This window comes from Streptomyces sp. Act143, from assembly GCF_003143935.1.
Classification (GTDB): Bacteria; Actinomycetota; Actinomycetes; order Streptomycetales; family Streptomycetaceae; genus Streptomyces.
Genome location: NZ_QFRX01000001.1, coordinates 5,820,525 through 5,835,715, shown reverse-complemented (window position 1 = coordinate 5,835,715; position 15,191 = coordinate 5,820,525). Strand labels below are relative to the sequence as shown.

Genomic DNA, 15,191 nt, shown 5'->3' with positions numbered 1-15,191 from the left:
AGGTTCTTCGGGACATCCCCGAACTCGTCCTTGAAGACCTCCGCCGACTTGCCCGCCCACTCCAGCAGGGTGTCCTCACCCGCCATGCCATTGACCAGGCGCAGCGCGTCGGAGACATCGTCGGCGAAATCGTGCAGCGTCTTGGCCAGCAGCTTGATCCGGTCCGGATCCCCCGGCGTCGGGTCCTTCTCCAGATCCAGGACATGCCAGTCCGTGGGCCGATGCCCCGCCATACCGCAACCCCCGTCACGCACGCATCGTCAACAGCCGTATGCACACGCGAACTTACCTGGAACAGCCGTTCGGCGAAAAGGTCAGTCGATCACTGGGTCATCGGTTCGGCAGGTTCAGATGGATGTCAGTCGTCGGCGAGCAGCGCTTCCAACTCCTCGTCGTACGCCCGGAACCCCGCCTTGCCGTACTCAGGAGCGTCCGACTGCGGACGCAGAATGCCCGGTAGATGGGCGACCCGCCATGTCCTGTACACGTGCGCCGGTACGACGCCGCCCGTCGCGTCGGCGAGGTCGCAGGCGGTCGTGAGTGCGTCGGCGTTCCCCATGGCCTGCCCGGAGTGCGGTGCACCCGTCAAACCCCTGCTCACCATCGACGGCTACGAATGCGACGGCGGCAGCAGAAGCTGGTGGCCGGGCGACGGCACCGCATCAGCCCGCCCCACCCACCTCAACATCGGCCGCGACCGCGCCCTCCAGCTCTACGTTTGTACGACGTCGTACGACCACCCGCACCAGCAGCACATCCAGTGACCTGAACCGATCAGCCTCGCCCCCTCAAGGCCCCCCGACCCCCGAAACCCCTTCCACCACCTGCCCCACCACATCCAGGACCTCCCGTCCGAACGCCGTCGGCGCGATCAGCACCCCGAACACCAGCGCGAGCGCCACGGTCACGCTCTGATCGGACCGGCTCCTGGCATGCACCGTCCGCCGCAACCGCAGGACGAGGATGACGGCCAGCAGCACCGCCACATCGACCGTCAGCATCATCGGGCGAGTCCCTCCGTCGACGAAGTCCGCTGAGCCCGAGCAATGGGCGACAAATACGGTACGCACCCCCACTAGGGCTCGACTCGACCCGGCGAGACCGCCCAACTCCCCTGCTCACCCCCGCCGTTCACCCCATAACCTCACCCCATGACCCGCCCCACTCCACCCCGCACCACCCCATCCAGCCCCACTACACCCCGCACCACCCCACCCCGCCCCACAGACATCACCACCCCCTTCCCCGAGCTCACCCCCCTCGCCCGCACGACCATCCGCCTCCACCCCCGATCCGGCGCCCCCACCCCCACCGACAGCTCCCTCGGCGGCCCCCTCCTCTGGCCGGCCCAGGAACCCTGGCCCACCTGCCCGGACCACACCGGCCCCTGGCATCTCGGCCGCGCCCCCGAGGACATCCACCAGGAGCGCCGCATCCTCCGCGAGGCCTGGAGCCGCCCCCGTACACCGGACGAGGACCTGCTCACCCCCGACGAACGCACCACCCTCGACCGCATCGGCGAAGCCACCCGCATCCCCCAGGACGGCCCGCTCCCGCTGATCCCGGTGCTCCAGCTGTACGCCGCCGACGCCCCGGACCTCCCCCGCCCGCCCGGCACCGATCTGCTCCAGCTCCTCTGGTGCCCGTTCGACCACGACGAGGACTACCTCCCCGCGGCCGAACTCCGCTGGCGCACCACCGCCGACGTGACCGACCCTCTCACCCCCACCCCACGCCCCGCAGTGATCGGCAACGACGAATATCTCCCCGAGCCCTGCCTCCTGCACCCGGAGACCGTGACCGAATACCCGGCCCCGCACGAACTCCCCGCCTCCCTCGCCGACCGCATCCACGCCTGGGAGGACCAGACCGGCTTCCACTACCAGTACGACCTCTCCGTCGCCCCCGGCACCAAGGCCGCCGGCCACGCCCCCTGGAGCTTCAGCGACCCGTTCCCCATGGCCTGCGCCGAGTGCGGTGCGCCCGTGAAGCCCCTGCTCACCCTCGACGGCAACGAATGGGACGGCGGCAGCGGCAGCTGGCGCCCGGTCGAGGACGCCGGCTACACCGGCCACCACGTCGACGGACCCGCCTGCGAGACCCGGCTCAGCTTCGGCCGCGGGTACTGCATGCAGATCTACGTCTGTACGGCCTCGTACCACCACCCACATGTGCAGAACATGCAGTAACGCGCATCTTGCCCAGGCCGCCGGATCACCTTCATGATCACGCCCATGTACAAACGAAGACGCGCCCTCGGCGCCTACCTCGGCGCGGTGCTCGCCACCGTCCTGCTCCCCGGCATACGCCCGATCGACGACAACGTGGCCTGGGCGGCGCTGCTGCCCGGCCTGGTCTTCCTCATCGTGAACCAGCTGATCTCCAGCTATCCCAGCAGCATCCGCACCGCTCCCCCGGTCATGCTGCTCATCCTCGGCGCGATCGGCATCGTCCAGGACACCCTCATCTGGCTGCTCGTCTCCTGGATCAGCGCGCAGATGGACTCCGGGCTGGACGTCGACGGTTTCCTCGCCGCGCTGCTCGGCGGCGTCGTCGTAAGGCTCACCGTCCTCACCCTCATGGCCATCGGCCCGCAGCCGACACCCGAAGCCGAAGCCGCGTAAAACGCGAAAGGGCCCGCACGACCGAAGTCGTACGGGCCCCTTCAGGAGCTCAATGAGCTACCAGGCGTTCAAGCCAACAAGACTTACTTGTTGATCTTGGTGACCTGGCCGGCGCCCACGGTCCGGCCACCCTCACGGATGGCGAACTTCAGGCCCTCTTCCATGGCGACGGGCTGGATGAGCTCCACCTTCATCTCGGTGTTGTCACCCGGCATGACCATCTCGGTGCCCTCGGGGAGGGTCACGACGCCGGTCACGTCCGTCGTGCGGAAGTAGAACTGCGGACGGTAGTTGTTGAAGAACGGCGTGTGGCGGCCACCCTCGTCCTTGGACAGGATGTAGGCCTGGGCCTCGAACTCGGTGTGCGGGGTGACCGAACCGGGCTTGATGATGACCTGGCCGCGCTCGACGTCCTCGCGCTTGATGCCGCGGAGCAGCAGACCGACGTTCTCACCGGCCTGGCCCTCGTCGAGCAGCTTGCGGAACATCTCGATGCCGGTGACCGTGGTGGTGGTCTTCTCCTGCTTGATGCCGATGATGTCAACGGTCTCGTTGACCTTCAGGACACCACGCTCGATACGACCGGTGACGACGGTGCCACGACCGGTGATCGTGAAGACGTCCTCGATCGGCATCAGGAACGGCTTGTCGACGTCGCGCTCGGGCTCCGGGATCGACTCGTCGACGGCCTTCATCAGGTCGAGGACGGTCTGGCCCCACTCCTTGTCGCCCTCAAGGGCCTTCAGAGCGGAAACCTTGACGACCGGCAGGTCGTCGCCCGGGAACTCGTACTCGGAGAGGAGCTCACGGACCTCGAGCTCGACGAGCTCCAGGATCTCCTCGTCGTCCACCATGTCGGCCTTGTTCAGGGCGACGACGATGTACGGAACGCCGACCTGGCGGGCCAGGAGCACGTGCTCCTTGGTCTGCGGCATCGGGCCGTCGGTGGCGGCGACCACGAGGATGGCGCCGTCCATCTGCGCCGCACCCGTGATCATGTTCTTGATGTAGTCCGCGTGACCGGGGCAGTCGACGTGGGCGTAGTGACGGGTCTCCGTCTGGTACTCGACGTGCGCGATGGAGATGGTGATACCGCGCTGGCGCTCCTCGGGAGCCTTGTCGATCTGGTCGAACGCCGAGGCCTCGTTCAGGTCCGGGAACGCGTCGTGCAGCACCTTGGTAATGGCGGCCGTGAGGGTCGTCTTACCGTGGTCGATGTGACCGATGGTGCCGATGTTGACGTGCGGCTTAGTCCGCTCGAACTTCGCCTTCGCCACTGGGGTCCTCCTGGGAGTGGTTCTGGTACGCCTTACTTCATCGGCGCCAGGTGATCTTTGCTGTCAAATCCCGGGCCCCGGGCCATTCCGCCACGATTGTGGAGGAACGACCCGTGAGGCTCCGGGGTCAAGCCTAAGGCGTGTGAACGCAGTGCGTTAAACGCAGGTGCGTTACTCGCCCTTGGCCTTCGCGATGATCTCCTCGGCGACGTTCCGCGGAACCTCGGCGTAGGAGTCGAACTGCATGGAGTAGCTCGCACGGCCGGACGTCTTGCTGCGCAGGTCGCCGACGTAACCGAACATCTCCGAGAGGGGCACGAGGCCCTTCACGACGCGGGCACCGGCCCGCTCCTCCATGGCCTGGATCTGGCCACGGCGGGAGTTGATGTCGCCGATGACCTCACCCATGTAGTCCTCGGGCGTGGTGACCTCGACGGCCATCATCGGCTCAAGGAGCACGGGGGACGCCTTGCGCGCGGCCTCCTTGAAGGCCTGCGAACCGGCGATCTTGAACGCGAGCTCGGAGGAGTCGACCTCGTGGTAGGCACCGTCGAGAAGCGTGACGCGGACGCCCGTCATCTCGTACCCGGCGAGGATGCCGAACTGCATGGCCTCCTGCGCACCGGCGTCCACCGAAGGGATGTACTCCTTCGGGATACGGCCACCGGTCACCTTGTTCACGAACTCGTACGAGGCGTCGCCGCCCTCGATCGGCTCGATCGCGATCTGCACCTTGGCGAACTGACCGGTACCACCGGTCTGCTTCTTGTGCGTGTAGTCGACGCGCTCGACGGCCTTGCGGATCGTCTCGCGGTAGGCGACCTGCGGCTTGCCGACGTTGGCCTCGACCTTGAACTCACGGCGCATACGGTCGACCAGCACCTCAAGGTGCAGCTCGCCCATACCACCGATGATGGTCTGGCCCGTCTCCTCGTCCGAGTGGACCTGGAACGACGGGTCCTCCTCGGCCAGGCGCTGGATCGCGACGCCCAGCTTCTCCTGGTCGCCCTTCGACTTGGGCTCGATGGCGACCTGGATGACCGGCGCCGGGAAGTCCATGGACTCCAGGATCACCGGCTGCTTGTCGTCGGACAGCGTCTCACCGGTGGTGGTCTGCTTCAGGCCCATGACGGCGACGATGTCGCCGGCGCCCACCGACTCGATCTCCTCACGCTTGTTCGCGTGCATGCGGTAGATCTTGCCGATGCGCTCCTTCTTGCCCTTGACGGAGTTCAGCACGGCGGTGCCGGACTCCAGGCGACCGGAGTAGATCCGGACGAAGGTGAGCTTGCCGAGGTGCGGGTCGCTCATGATCTTGAACGCCAGCGCCGAGAGGGGCTCCTCGTCGGACGGCTTGCGCTTGATGACGACCTCGGGGTCCTTCACGTCGTGGCCCTCGATGGCCTCGACGTCAAGCGGGGTCGGCAGGTAACGCACGACCGCGTCGAGCAGGGGCTGGACGCCCTTGTTCTTGAACGCGGTGCCACAGAACACCGGGGTGACCGTGGTGTCCTTGGACTTGCCGGACGCGATGGTGATGCGACGGATCGCGGCGTACAGCTGCTCCACGGAAGGCTCCTCGCCCTCCAGGTACAGCTCCATGATCTCTTCGTCGTTCTCGGCGACAGCCTCGATGAGCTTGCCGCGGTACTCCTCGGCAGCCTCGGTGTGCGTGGCCGGGATGTCGACGACGTCGTACATCTCGCCCTTGGCCGCCTCGGCGGACCAGACCAGGGCCTTCATCGTCACGAGGTCGACGACGCCCTTGAAGTCGGCCTCGGCGCCGATCGGGAGCTGCATGACGAGCGGCTGGGCGCCCAGGCGGTCCGAGATCATGTCCACGCAGCGGTGGAACTCGGCGCCGGTACGGTCCAGCTTGTTGACGAAGCAGATGCGGGGCACGCCGTAACGGTCGGCCTGACGCCACACCGTCTCGGACTGGGGCTCCACACCGGCAACGCCGTCGAACACCGTCACGGCGCCGTCGAGGACGCGGAGCGAACGCTCCACCTCGACGGTGAAGTCGACGTGACCCGGCGTGTCGATGATGTTGATGGTGTGGTCGACGCCCTCGAGCGGCCAGTGGCAGGTGGTGGCAGCAGAGGTGATCGTGATGCCACGCTCCTGCTCCTGCTCCATCCAGTCCATGGTGGCAGCGCCGTCGTGGACCTCACCGATCTTGTACGAAACGCCGGTGTAGAACAGGATCCGCTCGGTGGTGGTCGTCTTGCCCGCGTCGATGTGGGCCATGATCCCGATGTTGCGGACCCTGGCCAGGTCAAGCGAAGTGGTAGCCATAAGGCTTCAGTCTTCTCTCGGTCTCGATGGGGTCTGCGACTACCAGCGGTAGTGCGCGAAGGCCTTGTTGGACTCGGCCATCTTGTGCGTGTCCTCGCGCTTCTTGACGGCCGCACCAAGGCCGTTCGAGGCGTCGAGAAGCTCGTTGAGCAGACGCTCGGTCATGGTCTTCTCGCGACGGGCGCGGGAGTAACCGACCAGCCAGCGCAGCGCCAGGGTGTTGGCACGGCCGGGCTTGACCTCGACCGGCACCTGGTAGGTGGCGCCACCGACACGGCGGGACTTGACCTCGAGGGTCGGCTTGATGTTCTCGAGAGCGCGCTTCAGCGTGATGACCGGGTCGTTGCCCGTCTTGTCACGCAGGCCCTCCATGGCGCCGTAGACGATGCGCTCGGCGGTGGAGCGCTTGCCGTTCAGCAGCACCTTGTTGATGAGCGACGTGACCAGAGGAGAACCGTAGACCGGGTCGATGATGACCGGGCGCTTCGGGGCGGGGCCCTTACGAGGCATTCTTACTTCTCCTTCTTGGCGCCGTAGCGGGAACGGGCCTGCTTGCGGTTCTTGACACCCTGGGTGTCGAGGGAGCCACGGATGATCTTGTAGCGAACACCCGGCAGGTCCTTCACACGGCCGCCGCGCACGAGCACGATGGAGTGCTCCTGCAGGTTGTGTCCCTCACCCGGAATGTAAGCGGTGACCTCGATCCCGCTGGTCAGACGCACACGCGCGACCTTACGCAGGGCCGAGTTCGGCTTCTTCGGGGTGGTCGTGAACACACGCGTGCAGACGCCACGACGCTGAGGGGAACCCTCGAGTGCGGGCGTCTTGTTCTTCTCGACCTTGTCCTGCCGGCCCTTACGGACCAGCTGCTGGATCGTAGGCACTACTTCTCCGGTTTCTGTGTGCCGATGGGTACAGCTAACCTGGAACGTCGCCGACCCACGCGGTCGGGTGTGTCGAATCCGGCAGACTCTCGCCGCGAAGCGAAAAGGGCGCAGATTACGGCGGCCGTGTCGCGGCTCGCGATGCGGTTGAGGACACGCACGAGAGCCAGGGCACACCCCAGGCACAAGGTCTGAGCGTACCTACCTCATGGACTTCGGTCAAAACAAATGAGACGGGGTGCGACGCGCCGGAATTATCCCCGTTCCGCGCACCTCCCGACGATCTTCTTCCCGTCCACATCTGTGAATGTCGCTGAACTGTGTTCAGGGTGCAGCCGGGTTCAGTACGTTGATGGGTCGCTGCGCAGCGTGACGAACGCGGCGTCCTGGAGACGGGGGACTGTACATGACCGCGGACGGATTACCCGGGGAGACCGGTCTCGACGACCGGGTGCCCTTTCTGGCCCGGCTGGAGCGGGAGGACCGCGAGGCCCTGCTGGCGCTCGGCCGCGAGCTGCGCTTCCGCACCCGTGACGTGCTGCTCCACCAGCACGAACCCTCCTCCTACGTCCTCTTCGTCACCCACGGCTGGACCAAGGTGACCGCCGCCGCCGTCAACGGCTACGAGGCGCTCCTCGCCCTGCGCGGCCCCGGCGACATCGTCGGCGAGTCGGCGGCGCTGACCGGGCGGCCCCGCTCGGCGACGGTGACGGCGCTGGAACCGGTGCGCGCGGTCGCGGTCGACCGGGACCGGTTCACGGTGTTCCTCGCCGACTCCCCGGCCGTCTCGTACGTCCTGCTCGGCCTCACCTCCGACCGGATGCGCGCCGCCGACCAGCGCCGCATCGAGTTCGCCTCCATGCACGTGCGCGAGCGCCTCGCCGCCCTCCTGCTGGAGCTGGCCCACACGAACGCCCGCTACACCGAGACCGGCGTCGAGCTCCTCGTCCCGCTCAGCAAGCAGGAACTGGCCGGTTCGGTGGGCGCCTCCCGCGAGATGGTCCAGCGGCTGCTGAAGGACCTGCGGGACCGGGGCGTGGTGGTCACGGGCCGCCGGACGCTGCGGATCGTGCGGATGGACGTGCTGCGCCGCATCGCCCGCGCCGAGCCCTGAGGCGTACGACGCCGGCTGCGCCCTCTGTGCACACGGTCACAGTTCCAGTGCGTCATCCGCCCTCTCGCCCACCCCGCCCCGAGGGCCACTCTTCTCGCCACAAGCCCGACCGGAAAGGCCACCATGACCGACCCCGTCAGCCGCACGATCCTCCTCCTGGACATCGAGAAGTTCAGCGACCGGGACGACGTGGAGCAGGCCTACCTGCGGCGGATGCTCTACGACATCACCGACCGCGCCCTGGAGAACGCCGGCATCGACGAGACCCTGCGGCTGCGCGCCGACCGGGGTGACGCGGTGATGGAGCTGATCGACGCGAACGCGTCCGTGACCGCGCTGCTGCGGGCCCTGCTCACCGAGGTCCCGGCGCAGCTGCGCTCCATCAACCGCATGGCGTCGAAGTCGGCGCAGATCCGGCTGCGCGGGGTGGTCGCCGCCGGGTACGTCGCCGTCGACGAGCACGGCGGCTGGGTCGGCTCCGACCTCAACCACGCGTGCCGGCTGCTGGACGCGGCCCTGCTGCGCGGCGCGCTGCGCGCACGCAGCGACGGCTTCGCCCTGTGCGTCTCGGAGTCCGTGCACGCGGGGATCGTGCGCCACGACCACCTCGGCATCCCGGCGGACGCGTTCCACGCCGTGACCGTGGACAGCAAGAACGGCCCCCTGAAGGCCTGGCTGCACGGGCCGGTGCCCGCGCGGCCCGACGACCACAGTGGAAACGGGGGCGGGGGAGCCCCGGTGCCGGGTGCCTCGGGGGACGGCCCGGCACCGGGGCAGGCCTCGCCCACGCCCGCGCCGGGCACCCCGGCCGACGGCCCGGCACCGGCGCAGGCCTCGGCCGCGGCACCCGCCCCGAGCGCCCCGGCAAACGGCGCCGCACCGGCGCAGGCCCCGGCCGCGGTGTTCCACTTCACCGGCGGCGCCCCCACCTTCGGCGGCAGCCTCGTCGCCGGCGACCAGCACGGCGTCTCCGGCGGCCAAGTCACCGGGAACGTGCACCTCGGCGGGACCTCGTCCGGAACCGGCACCGCGTCCGGCTCCGGCACCGCGTCCGGAACCGGGCCCGCGTCCGGAACCGGCACCGGAGGTGACGCGGCATGACGGCGCCCGCCCCCGAGGAGGTACCGGCCGCCGCCCCCGCCCCCGGTGAGCCGGAGGAACGCACCCAGGAAGCGCGGGCCGCGCAGCGCGAGCTGTTCGCGCACACCCCGGGATTCATCCTCGGCCCGGGAACCGGCTTCGGCGGCAGCCTGGTCGGCGGCGCGCAGCACGGCGTCTCCGGCGGGCAGGTCACCGGGGACGTGTTCCTCGGCGGCAAGACGGAGATCCACCACCACGGCGACGCGTCGGCCGGGTCCCTGACCCCGTCCGGGGAGATACCGCGCGAACGGCTCGACGCGCTCGCGGAGGTCTTCGTCGACGGCCCCGTCTTCGAGACCGCGCTGCGCCGCCTGCGCGAGGAACGCGTGCTGGTCCTCACCGGCGCCCACGCCTGCGGCCGGTACGCCGCCGCGCGGATGCTGCTGCACCGTCTCGGCGTACCGGCCGTGCACGCCCTCTCCGCGGAGACCACGCCGTCGACCCTGACCGCCCAGCTCGACCGGCCCGGCGGCCACGTCCTGCGCGACCTGCCGCTCACCCGCAACCGCCCCCTGCGGGAGAACCACCTCTACGCCGCCGTCGACCGGCTGAAGCAGACCGACGGCTACCTGGTCATCACGGTCGAGCGGTCGCCGTTCCTGCCCGGGGTCCCCCCGCTGGCCTGGGAACCGCCGGACGCCGAGGACGTCGTACGGGCGCATCTGCGCCACCGTGACGACGCGGGCCGGCTGCTCGGCCTCGCCCCGGTGCGGGAGTTCCTCGCCCGGGGACCGCACCGGCCCGTCGAGGCCGCCGAGTTCGCCGAGCTGCTGGCGGGGTACGACGGGAGCGCCGAAGCGGCGGCACGGCTCGCGGACTTCGGGCAGGCCGCGGTGGTGAAGCAGTGCCGGGACCGGCTGAGCGACACCGGCACCGATCTGCGGGACAAGGCGTTCCTGATCGCGCTGGCCGTCTTCGACCAGGCCCCGTACGTCCTGGCGGCCGAGCTGGCGGACAAGCTGTTCGTGCACTTCCAGCGGCTCCAGGAGCCGGAACAGCCGCCGGAGATCCCGGTGTTCGGCCCGAGCGCCGAGGAACGGCTCGAACGGGCCGGCGCCGAGGGCGAGATACGGGACGAGAGCACCGAGTGGGGGCCGGTACCGCAGTTCACCGCCTACTTCCCGCGCGAGGACACCCCGCACGTGCTGCTCTCGGAGGTGTGGACGGGACATCCGTCGGCGCGTCCGGCGCTGGTCGCCTGGCTGCGCGAGCTGGCCCGGGACGGCCGCCCGGTGGTCCGCACCCGGGCCGCCGCGGCGGCAGCCGTCCTCGCCCGCGCGGACCTCCCGTCGGCCGTCGCCCTGCTGATCGACGGCTGGGCGGTGTCCCGCGCCTTCGGCCCCCGGGTCACGGCGGCGAACACCCTGGTCCTCGCCCAGCTCCTGCACGCCCCGGTCGTGCTGCGGCTGCTCACCCAGTGGTGCACGGACCGCCACTGGGCCCGCCGCTGGACCGCGATCCGCGCCCTGGGCCTGCTCGCCCCGCTCCGCCCGGACCTCGCGGCCCCGGCACTGGGCGCGCTCGCCGCCCGCGCCCGGGTGGACGACAGCACCCCGGCCGAGAGCGACAACCTCATCGAGTCGACGGCCCTGCTGCTGTCGGTGGGCGCCCGCCGCGGCGAGATGCTCTCCGAGCTGGTCCGGCTGCTCCAGCACGACACCCCTTCGGTACGGGCCCTCGCCCTGGCCGGTTTCGTGCGGGCCTGCGACAACGCCGACGAGGGCGCGCTCGTCGAGTGGTACGCCGACACCGGCATGTACGAGACCGACTCGGCCCGCGACCTCGCCGCCCTCTGGCGCGCAGCCCTCGGCGACCGCGCCCACACCCGGCAGGCCCTGGACGCCCTGCGCACCTGGACGCATGTCGCCCAGCGCCGGCCGGACGCCGCCCGGGCCCTGGAGTTCCTGCTGCCCGCCCTGATCATCACGGCGGCCGACCGCGACCGCCTGGACCACGAACTGCGCACGATGCGAGCGGAGGACGGCGGACCCCGCCCCCCGGTGGCGGACCGCCTCCTCGCCGTACTGCATCCCTCTGTAAACGCACAGGCTCAGCCGAGGAGTTGACCCATGGCGGACTTCCGCCGTCAGCCGGAGTGGCAGCAACAGGCCGACCGGCACAGCACGTTGATCGACCCGGTCCTCACCGTGAAGCCCATCTCACGGTTCGACTACACCGCGCGCCGCCAGATCACCGCGATCGACCACGCCCTGGTCTTCGCGACGGCGGGCGGGGCGTACGACGTCTACGTCCCGCCGCACCGGCCCAGCCGCACGGACGCGGCGACCCGCCGCTACACCTCGGTCTACGAGGTCGACATGGGCAGCCACCCGGTCCGCCTCGAACTCCAGCTGCCCAGCGACGACGACGCGTTCTCCTTCGGCGCGACGGCCGACCTGACCTGGCGGGTGCACGACCCCGAGGCCTTCGTCCGCAGCGGCGAGCGGGACGTCCCGACCCGTCTGACCCGCGAACTCCAGCAGTTCGCCCGCCCGGTCAGCCGCGGCTTCTCCATCGAGGACAGCGCGACGGCGGAGGCGGCGGTGCAACAGGCGCTGTCCGTGGGGTCGTTCGCGGCCGGCATCGGCCTGACGGTCACCTGTGTCCTGCGGCTGAGCCTCGACGACGAGGCGATCGCCCACCGGCGCCGGCAGCGGGCGCTGCGCTACGAGACGGACATGCTCGACCCCGAGCACGCGTACCGGATGCGGCTGGCGCAGCAGAGCTTCGAGCTGGAGGCGCTGCAACAGCGGCAGCAGCAGCAACTGGTGGCCGAGAAGATCCACTTCTACCAGTACTGGCTCCAGCACGGCGGGGTGGGCGCCTGGGCCCTCCACCTCGCCGCCCACCCCGAGGACACCAAGCTCGTCATCAACAACATCCACCAGGACCAACTGGCCTTCATCAAGACCCAGTTGGAGTTGATCAGCGGCGACGACCTGGAGGACTACCAGAAGGCGGAGTCCCTGAAACAGATCCGCCAGGAGGTCGACGACCTCCTCCACCGCAGAACCCAGCCCCCGAGCACCCCCGGAGGCGAGCTCCCCACCGCCCAGACGCCCCCACCGGGGCCCGCCTACCCGGGGGACACGGCCACACCGGGCACGCCGTACACGCCGGAAGCAGGCTCCGCACCGGGAGCGCCGGCCTACGGGACGGGGCCGGGGGCTGCGCCGGGAACGCCGGCCTACGGGGCGGGCCCGGGGGCTGCGCCGGGAACGCCGACCTACGGGGCGGGACCGGGGGCTGCGCCGGGAACAGCGGGATACGGGCCGGCACCGGGCACGCCGTACGTACCGGGAGCAGGTCCCGCGTCGGGCACGCCTCACATGCCCCCCGCACCTCACCCGCCCCACACGCCTTACGCACCGGGAACCGTTCCGGCACCAGGAGCGCCCTACCCGCCAGGCAACGTGGCCGTGCCCGGCGGTCCCTACGCTCCGGGCGTCGGCCCGGGACCGGCACCGGGTGGGTCGTATCCGCCCGCAACCGGCCCGGGACCCCTGCCAGGCGGGCCGTACCCGCCCGCAACCGGCCCGGGACCCGTACCCAGCGGGTCGTATCCGCCCGCAACCGGCCCGATGCCCGGGACGCCCTACGTTCCCGGCCGGCCCTCCGGATTCGGGGTCCCGCCCTCCCCGGGTGTCTCCACCGGCACTCCCGGTGCGGCTCCCGCCCCCGGCGATACGCCCATACCCGGGCCACCGACCTCCCCGCATCCCGCCACCGGCACCGGCACCGGCACCGAGACCGCCACCACCCCCGCACCGCACCTCACAGACGGCCCCGCACCGCACCTCCCAGACAGCCCCATGCCGGCCACGCCCCCCGCGCCAGGGCCGCACCCGCCCGCTCTCCCGGAAGCCCCCTCCGCCCCCTCCGCCCCGCCCGCCACCGGCACGGAGCCCTCATGACCGCGCCCGTCACCGCTCCCCCGGGCCGCCAGGTCACCGAACGCCTCCTCATCGACATGCGCGGCGAGATTGCCCGCGCCGACAGCAAGGCGTCCGTGCTGGTCGCGGCGCTCGGAATGACCGCGGGCGTGTTCAGCGGGCTGGTGGCGGGGCGGACCTGGAGCCCCCGGTCGCTCTCGGTGCCCGGCGCCGTCCTGTGGTGGGCCGGGGTCATCGCGTTCGCCCTGTCGCTGTTCGCGCTGCTGCTCGCCGTGCTGCCCCGCTACGGCGCCGGCGAGTGGGCCCCGGGCCGGCCGCTCTGCTACTTCGGCGACGTCCGTCAGGCCGTACGCGAAGACCGGTTGGCCGAGGCGCTCGCCGACACCGAACGCGACCCGGCCGCAGGCCTCACCGCGTCCCTCACCGAGACCAGCCTCATCGCCGCCCGCAAACACCAGTGGATCCGCGCCGGCCTGATCGCCTTCTGCGCAGGCACGCTGCTGCTCCCCGCGGGGCTGCTGACGGGCTGACGTCCCCCACCCGGGCTGACGCCCCTCACCCACACGTAGATCACCGCACGCGCACCGAAGGAGCCCCGTGTCCCAACCACCAGACCCGGCCGCCACTCCGGAATGGCAGCACCCCACGCCCCAACCACCACCCCAGTACCCGACGGCACCATCACCCCAGCACGCAGCGCCCCCGCCACCCCCGTACCCGACAGCCCCACAACCCCAGTACCCGACGGCCCCGCAACCCCACTACGCGGCGCCCCCACCCCCTCAGTACCCCGCAGCCGCGCCACCCCAGTACCCGACGCCCCCGCCCCCGCAGTACCCCACCGGCGCCGCCCCCCAGTACCCCATGGCCCCGCCGCCCTCCTATCCCGCCGCACCCCAGCCCACGTACCCCGCCACCCCCACTCCCCCGACCGCCGCCCAGACCCCCCACATCCCCGCGCAGTCGACCGCGGTCCCCGACGATCTCGACTACCGTCACCTCGGCTCCCGAGTCCACGTCGCCGCACACCAACGCGGCGCCGACGCCACCGCCATAGGCAGCCTCCTGGTCCACGTGCCGAGCCTCCTCGTGAGCGCGGCCGTGGTCGGCACCATCGCCTTCGCCCTGTTCGGCGAGACCGGCGGCTGGATCGTCGTCCTCGCCTGGCTGGCCACCGGAGGTCTCGTCTTCCACCGCCCCACCGAGCTGGCCTTCGCCCGCCGCGTCCTCAAGCTGCGCGCCCCGCTGGCCCAGGAACAGGCCCGGCTGGAACCGATCTGGCGTGAGGTCACCGCCCGCGCGGGCATCGAGGCGCACACCTATGAGCTGATGGTGGAGAACAGCCCCGAGCTGAACGCCTCGGCGGTCGCCGGACACGTCGTCAGCGTCACGACGTACGCCCTCAACGAGATCCCCAGCAGCAACCTGGCCGCCGTGCTCGCCCATGAACTCGGCCACCACACCGGCGGCCACGCCTGGGCCGGCCTGCTCGGCTACTGGTACTCCCTGCCCGGCCGGATCGCCTGGGCCGTCACTAAGTTCATGGCGCGGATCGCCCTCGCCATCGCGAGCGTGCTGTCCTGGCGGGCCTACATCCTGGTCGCGCTGTTCATCGGCATGTTCCTCGTCGGGGGGTTCCTGGCGGTCCCGTACATCACGATCCCGCTCGTCCTCGCCCCGTATCTGCTCGCCTTCATGGGCCGCAAGGCCGAGCTGCGCGCCGACCAGCAGGCCGCGGTGCTCGGTTTCGCCGGGCAGATGACCCAGGTGCTGTACCAGCTGCAGGCGGAGGAGGACCGCGAGAAGGCCCGGATCGTGGCGGCGGGCCACCGCCTCAAGGAGCCCGGCACCTTCGCCCGGCTGCTGTCCACCCACCCCGACAACCCCACCCGCATCCGCGCCCTGGAGCCGTACCTGCGCACCGGTCTCTGAGCCACCCGGAAACGCCGAAGGGCGGTCAC

General features: G+C 70.5%; 14 protein-coding genes and 1 pseudogene. 8 read left to right on the top strand and 7 right to left on the bottom strand.

The features are described 5' to 3' along the window. The 3 genes and pseudogenes from DI272_RS26545 to DI272_RS26530 all read right to left on the bottom strand — a co-directional run. Nucleotides 1–233: pseudogene (locus tag DI272_RS26545) on the bottom strand (hypothetical protein); the annotation flags it as partial. 125 nt (nucleotides 234–358) lie between these two features. Next, nucleotides 359–589 carry a hypothetical protein gene (locus DI272_RS26540; RefSeq protein ID WP_146238392.1) on the bottom strand — a complete coding sequence of 77 codons (231 nt, stop codon included), beginning with the start codon at nucleotides 587–589 and terminating at the stop codon, nucleotides 359–361. 199 nt (nucleotides 590–788) lie between these two features. Continuing rightward, nucleotides 789–1,004, bottom strand: a complete 216-nt coding sequence (locus tag DI272_RS26530) for a hypothetical protein (protein WP_109497760.1) — start codon at nucleotides 1,002–1,004, stop codon at nucleotides 789–791. A 147-nt stretch (nucleotides 1,005–1,151) separates the two neighbouring features. Between DI272_RS26530 and DI272_RS26525 the strand changes: the two genes are divergently transcribed. Together DI272_RS26525 and DI272_RS26520 are read left to right on the top strand one after the other, a co-directional pair. Further along, nucleotides 1,152–2,189, top strand: coding sequence for a hypothetical protein (locus tag DI272_RS26525; protein ID WP_258314683.1), 1,038 nt, complete (start codon nucleotides 1,152–1,154; stop codon nucleotides 2,187–2,189). Nucleotides 2,190–2,234: 45 nt separating this feature from the next. Further along, on the top strand, nucleotides 2,235–2,624 hold the full coding sequence (locus DI272_RS26520; protein WP_181387317.1) for a phage holin family protein: 390 nt from the start codon (nucleotides 2,235–2,237) through the stop codon (nucleotides 2,622–2,624). Between the two features lie 83 nt (nucleotides 2,625–2,707). Here the strand turns inward: DI272_RS26520 and tuf are convergent, their stop codons facing one another. The 4 genes from tuf to rpsL form a co-directional block, all read right to left on the bottom strand. Next, on the bottom strand, nucleotides 2,708–3,901 hold the full coding sequence (tuf, locus tag DI272_RS26515) for an elongation factor Tu (protein WP_109497758.1): 1,194 nt from the start codon (nucleotides 3,899–3,901) through the stop codon (nucleotides 2,708–2,710). A 171-nt stretch (nucleotides 3,902–4,072) separates the two neighbouring features. Further along, nucleotides 4,073–6,199, bottom strand: a complete 2,127-nt coding sequence (gene fusA / locus DI272_RS26510; RefSeq protein WP_109497757.1) for an elongation factor G — start codon at nucleotides 6,197–6,199, stop codon at nucleotides 4,073–4,075. A 39-nt stretch (nucleotides 6,200–6,238) separates the two neighbouring features. Next, a complete protein-coding gene (gene rpsG, locus DI272_RS26505) occupies nucleotides 6,239–6,709 on the bottom strand; it encodes a 30S ribosomal protein S7 (RefSeq protein WP_009330725.1) in 471 nt (156 codons plus the stop codon). Between the two features lie 2 nt (nucleotides 6,710–6,711). After that, nucleotides 6,712–7,083 (bottom strand): 30S ribosomal protein S12, encoded by a 372-nt coding sequence (rpsL, locus tag DI272_RS26500; RefSeq protein ID WP_003948652.1) that lies wholly within the window; start codon nucleotides 7,081–7,083, stop codon nucleotides 6,712–6,714. 406 nt (nucleotides 7,084–7,489) lie between these two features. On the opposite strand from rpsL, the gene DI272_RS26495 reads away from it, so the two are divergent. From DI272_RS26495 to DI272_RS26470, 6 genes are all read left to right on the top strand, one after another. Beyond that, on the top strand, nucleotides 7,490–8,197 hold the full coding sequence (locus tag DI272_RS26495; protein WP_109497756.1) for a Crp/Fnr family transcriptional regulator: 708 nt from the start codon (nucleotides 7,490–7,492) through the stop codon (nucleotides 8,195–8,197). Between the two features lie 123 nt (nucleotides 8,198–8,320). Further along, the gene (locus tag DI272_RS45515) at nucleotides 8,321–9,298 is read left to right on the top strand and encodes a hypothetical protein (protein WP_258314682.1); all 978 of its coding nucleotides are present in this window, start codon (nucleotides 8,321–8,323) and stop codon (nucleotides 9,296–9,298) included. Next, nucleotides 9,295–11,403 (top strand): hypothetical protein, encoded by a 2,109-nt coding sequence (locus DI272_RS26485; protein WP_109497755.1) that lies wholly within the window; start codon nucleotides 9,295–9,297, stop codon nucleotides 11,401–11,403. Before DI272_RS45515 ends, DI272_RS26485 begins: the two co-directional genes overlap by 4 nt. Nucleotides 11,404–11,406: 3 nt before the next feature. Next, complete coding sequence (locus tag DI272_RS44245) at nucleotides 11,407–13,251, top strand: hypothetical protein (protein ID WP_146238391.1); 1,845 nt, start codon at nucleotides 11,407–11,409, stop codon at nucleotides 13,249–13,251. Then, nucleotides 13,248–13,760 carry a Pycsar system effector family protein gene (locus DI272_RS26475; protein WP_109497754.1) on the top strand — a complete coding sequence of 171 codons (513 nt, stop codon included), beginning with the start codon at nucleotides 13,248–13,250 and terminating at the stop codon, nucleotides 13,758–13,760. Before DI272_RS44245 ends, DI272_RS26475 begins: the two co-directional genes overlap by 4 nt. A gap of 334 nt (nucleotides 13,761–14,094) precedes the next feature. Beyond that, nucleotides 14,095–15,162 (top strand): M48 family metalloprotease, encoded by a 1,068-nt coding sequence (locus DI272_RS26470; RefSeq protein ID WP_258314681.1) that lies wholly within the window; start codon nucleotides 14,095–14,097, stop codon nucleotides 15,160–15,162. The last annotated feature ends 29 nt before the right edge of the window (nucleotides 15,163–15,191 follow it).

Excerpts from the sequence above, each read along its gene's own strand:
- DI272_RS26470 (WP_258314681.1), top strand. The coding sequence starts at position 14,095 with ATGGCCCCGCCGCCCTCCTATCCCGCCGCACCCCAGCCCACGTACCCC.
- DI272_RS26530 (WP_109497760.1), bottom strand. The coding sequence starts at position 1,004 with ATGATGCTGACGGTCGATGTGGCGGTGCTGCTGGCCGTCATCCTCGTC.
- DI272_RS26495 (WP_109497756.1), top strand. The coding sequence starts at position 7,490 with ATGACCGCGGACGGATTACCCGGGGAGACCGGTCTCGACGACCGGGTG.
- DI272_RS26475 (WP_109497754.1), top strand. The coding sequence starts at position 13,248 with ATGACCGCGCCCGTCACCGCTCCCCCGGGCCGCCAGGTCACCGAACGC.
- rpsG (WP_009330725.1), bottom strand. The coding sequence starts at position 6,709 with ATGCCTCGTAAGGGCCCCGCCCCGAAGCGCCCGGTCATCATCGACCCG.
- DI272_RS26525 (WP_258314683.1), top strand. The coding sequence starts at position 1,152 with ATGACCCGCCCCACTCCACCCCGCACCACCCCATCCAGCCCCACTACA.
- DI272_RS45515 (WP_258314682.1), top strand. The coding sequence starts at position 8,321 with ATGACCGACCCCGTCAGCCGCACGATCCTCCTCCTGGACATCGAGAAG.
- DI272_RS44245 (WP_146238391.1), top strand. The coding sequence starts at position 11,407 with ATGGCGGACTTCCGCCGTCAGCCGGAGTGGCAGCAACAGGCCGACCGG.
- fusA (WP_109497757.1), bottom strand. The coding sequence starts at position 6,199 with ATGGCTACCACTTCGCTTGACCTGGCCAGGGTCCGCAACATCGGGATC.
- DI272_RS26485 (WP_109497755.1), top strand. The coding sequence starts at position 9,295 with ATGACGGCGCCCGCCCCCGAGGAGGTACCGGCCGCCGCCCCCGCCCCC.
- DI272_RS26520 (WP_181387317.1), top strand. The coding sequence starts at position 2,235 with ATGTACAAACGAAGACGCGCCCTCGGCGCCTACCTCGGCGCGGTGCTC.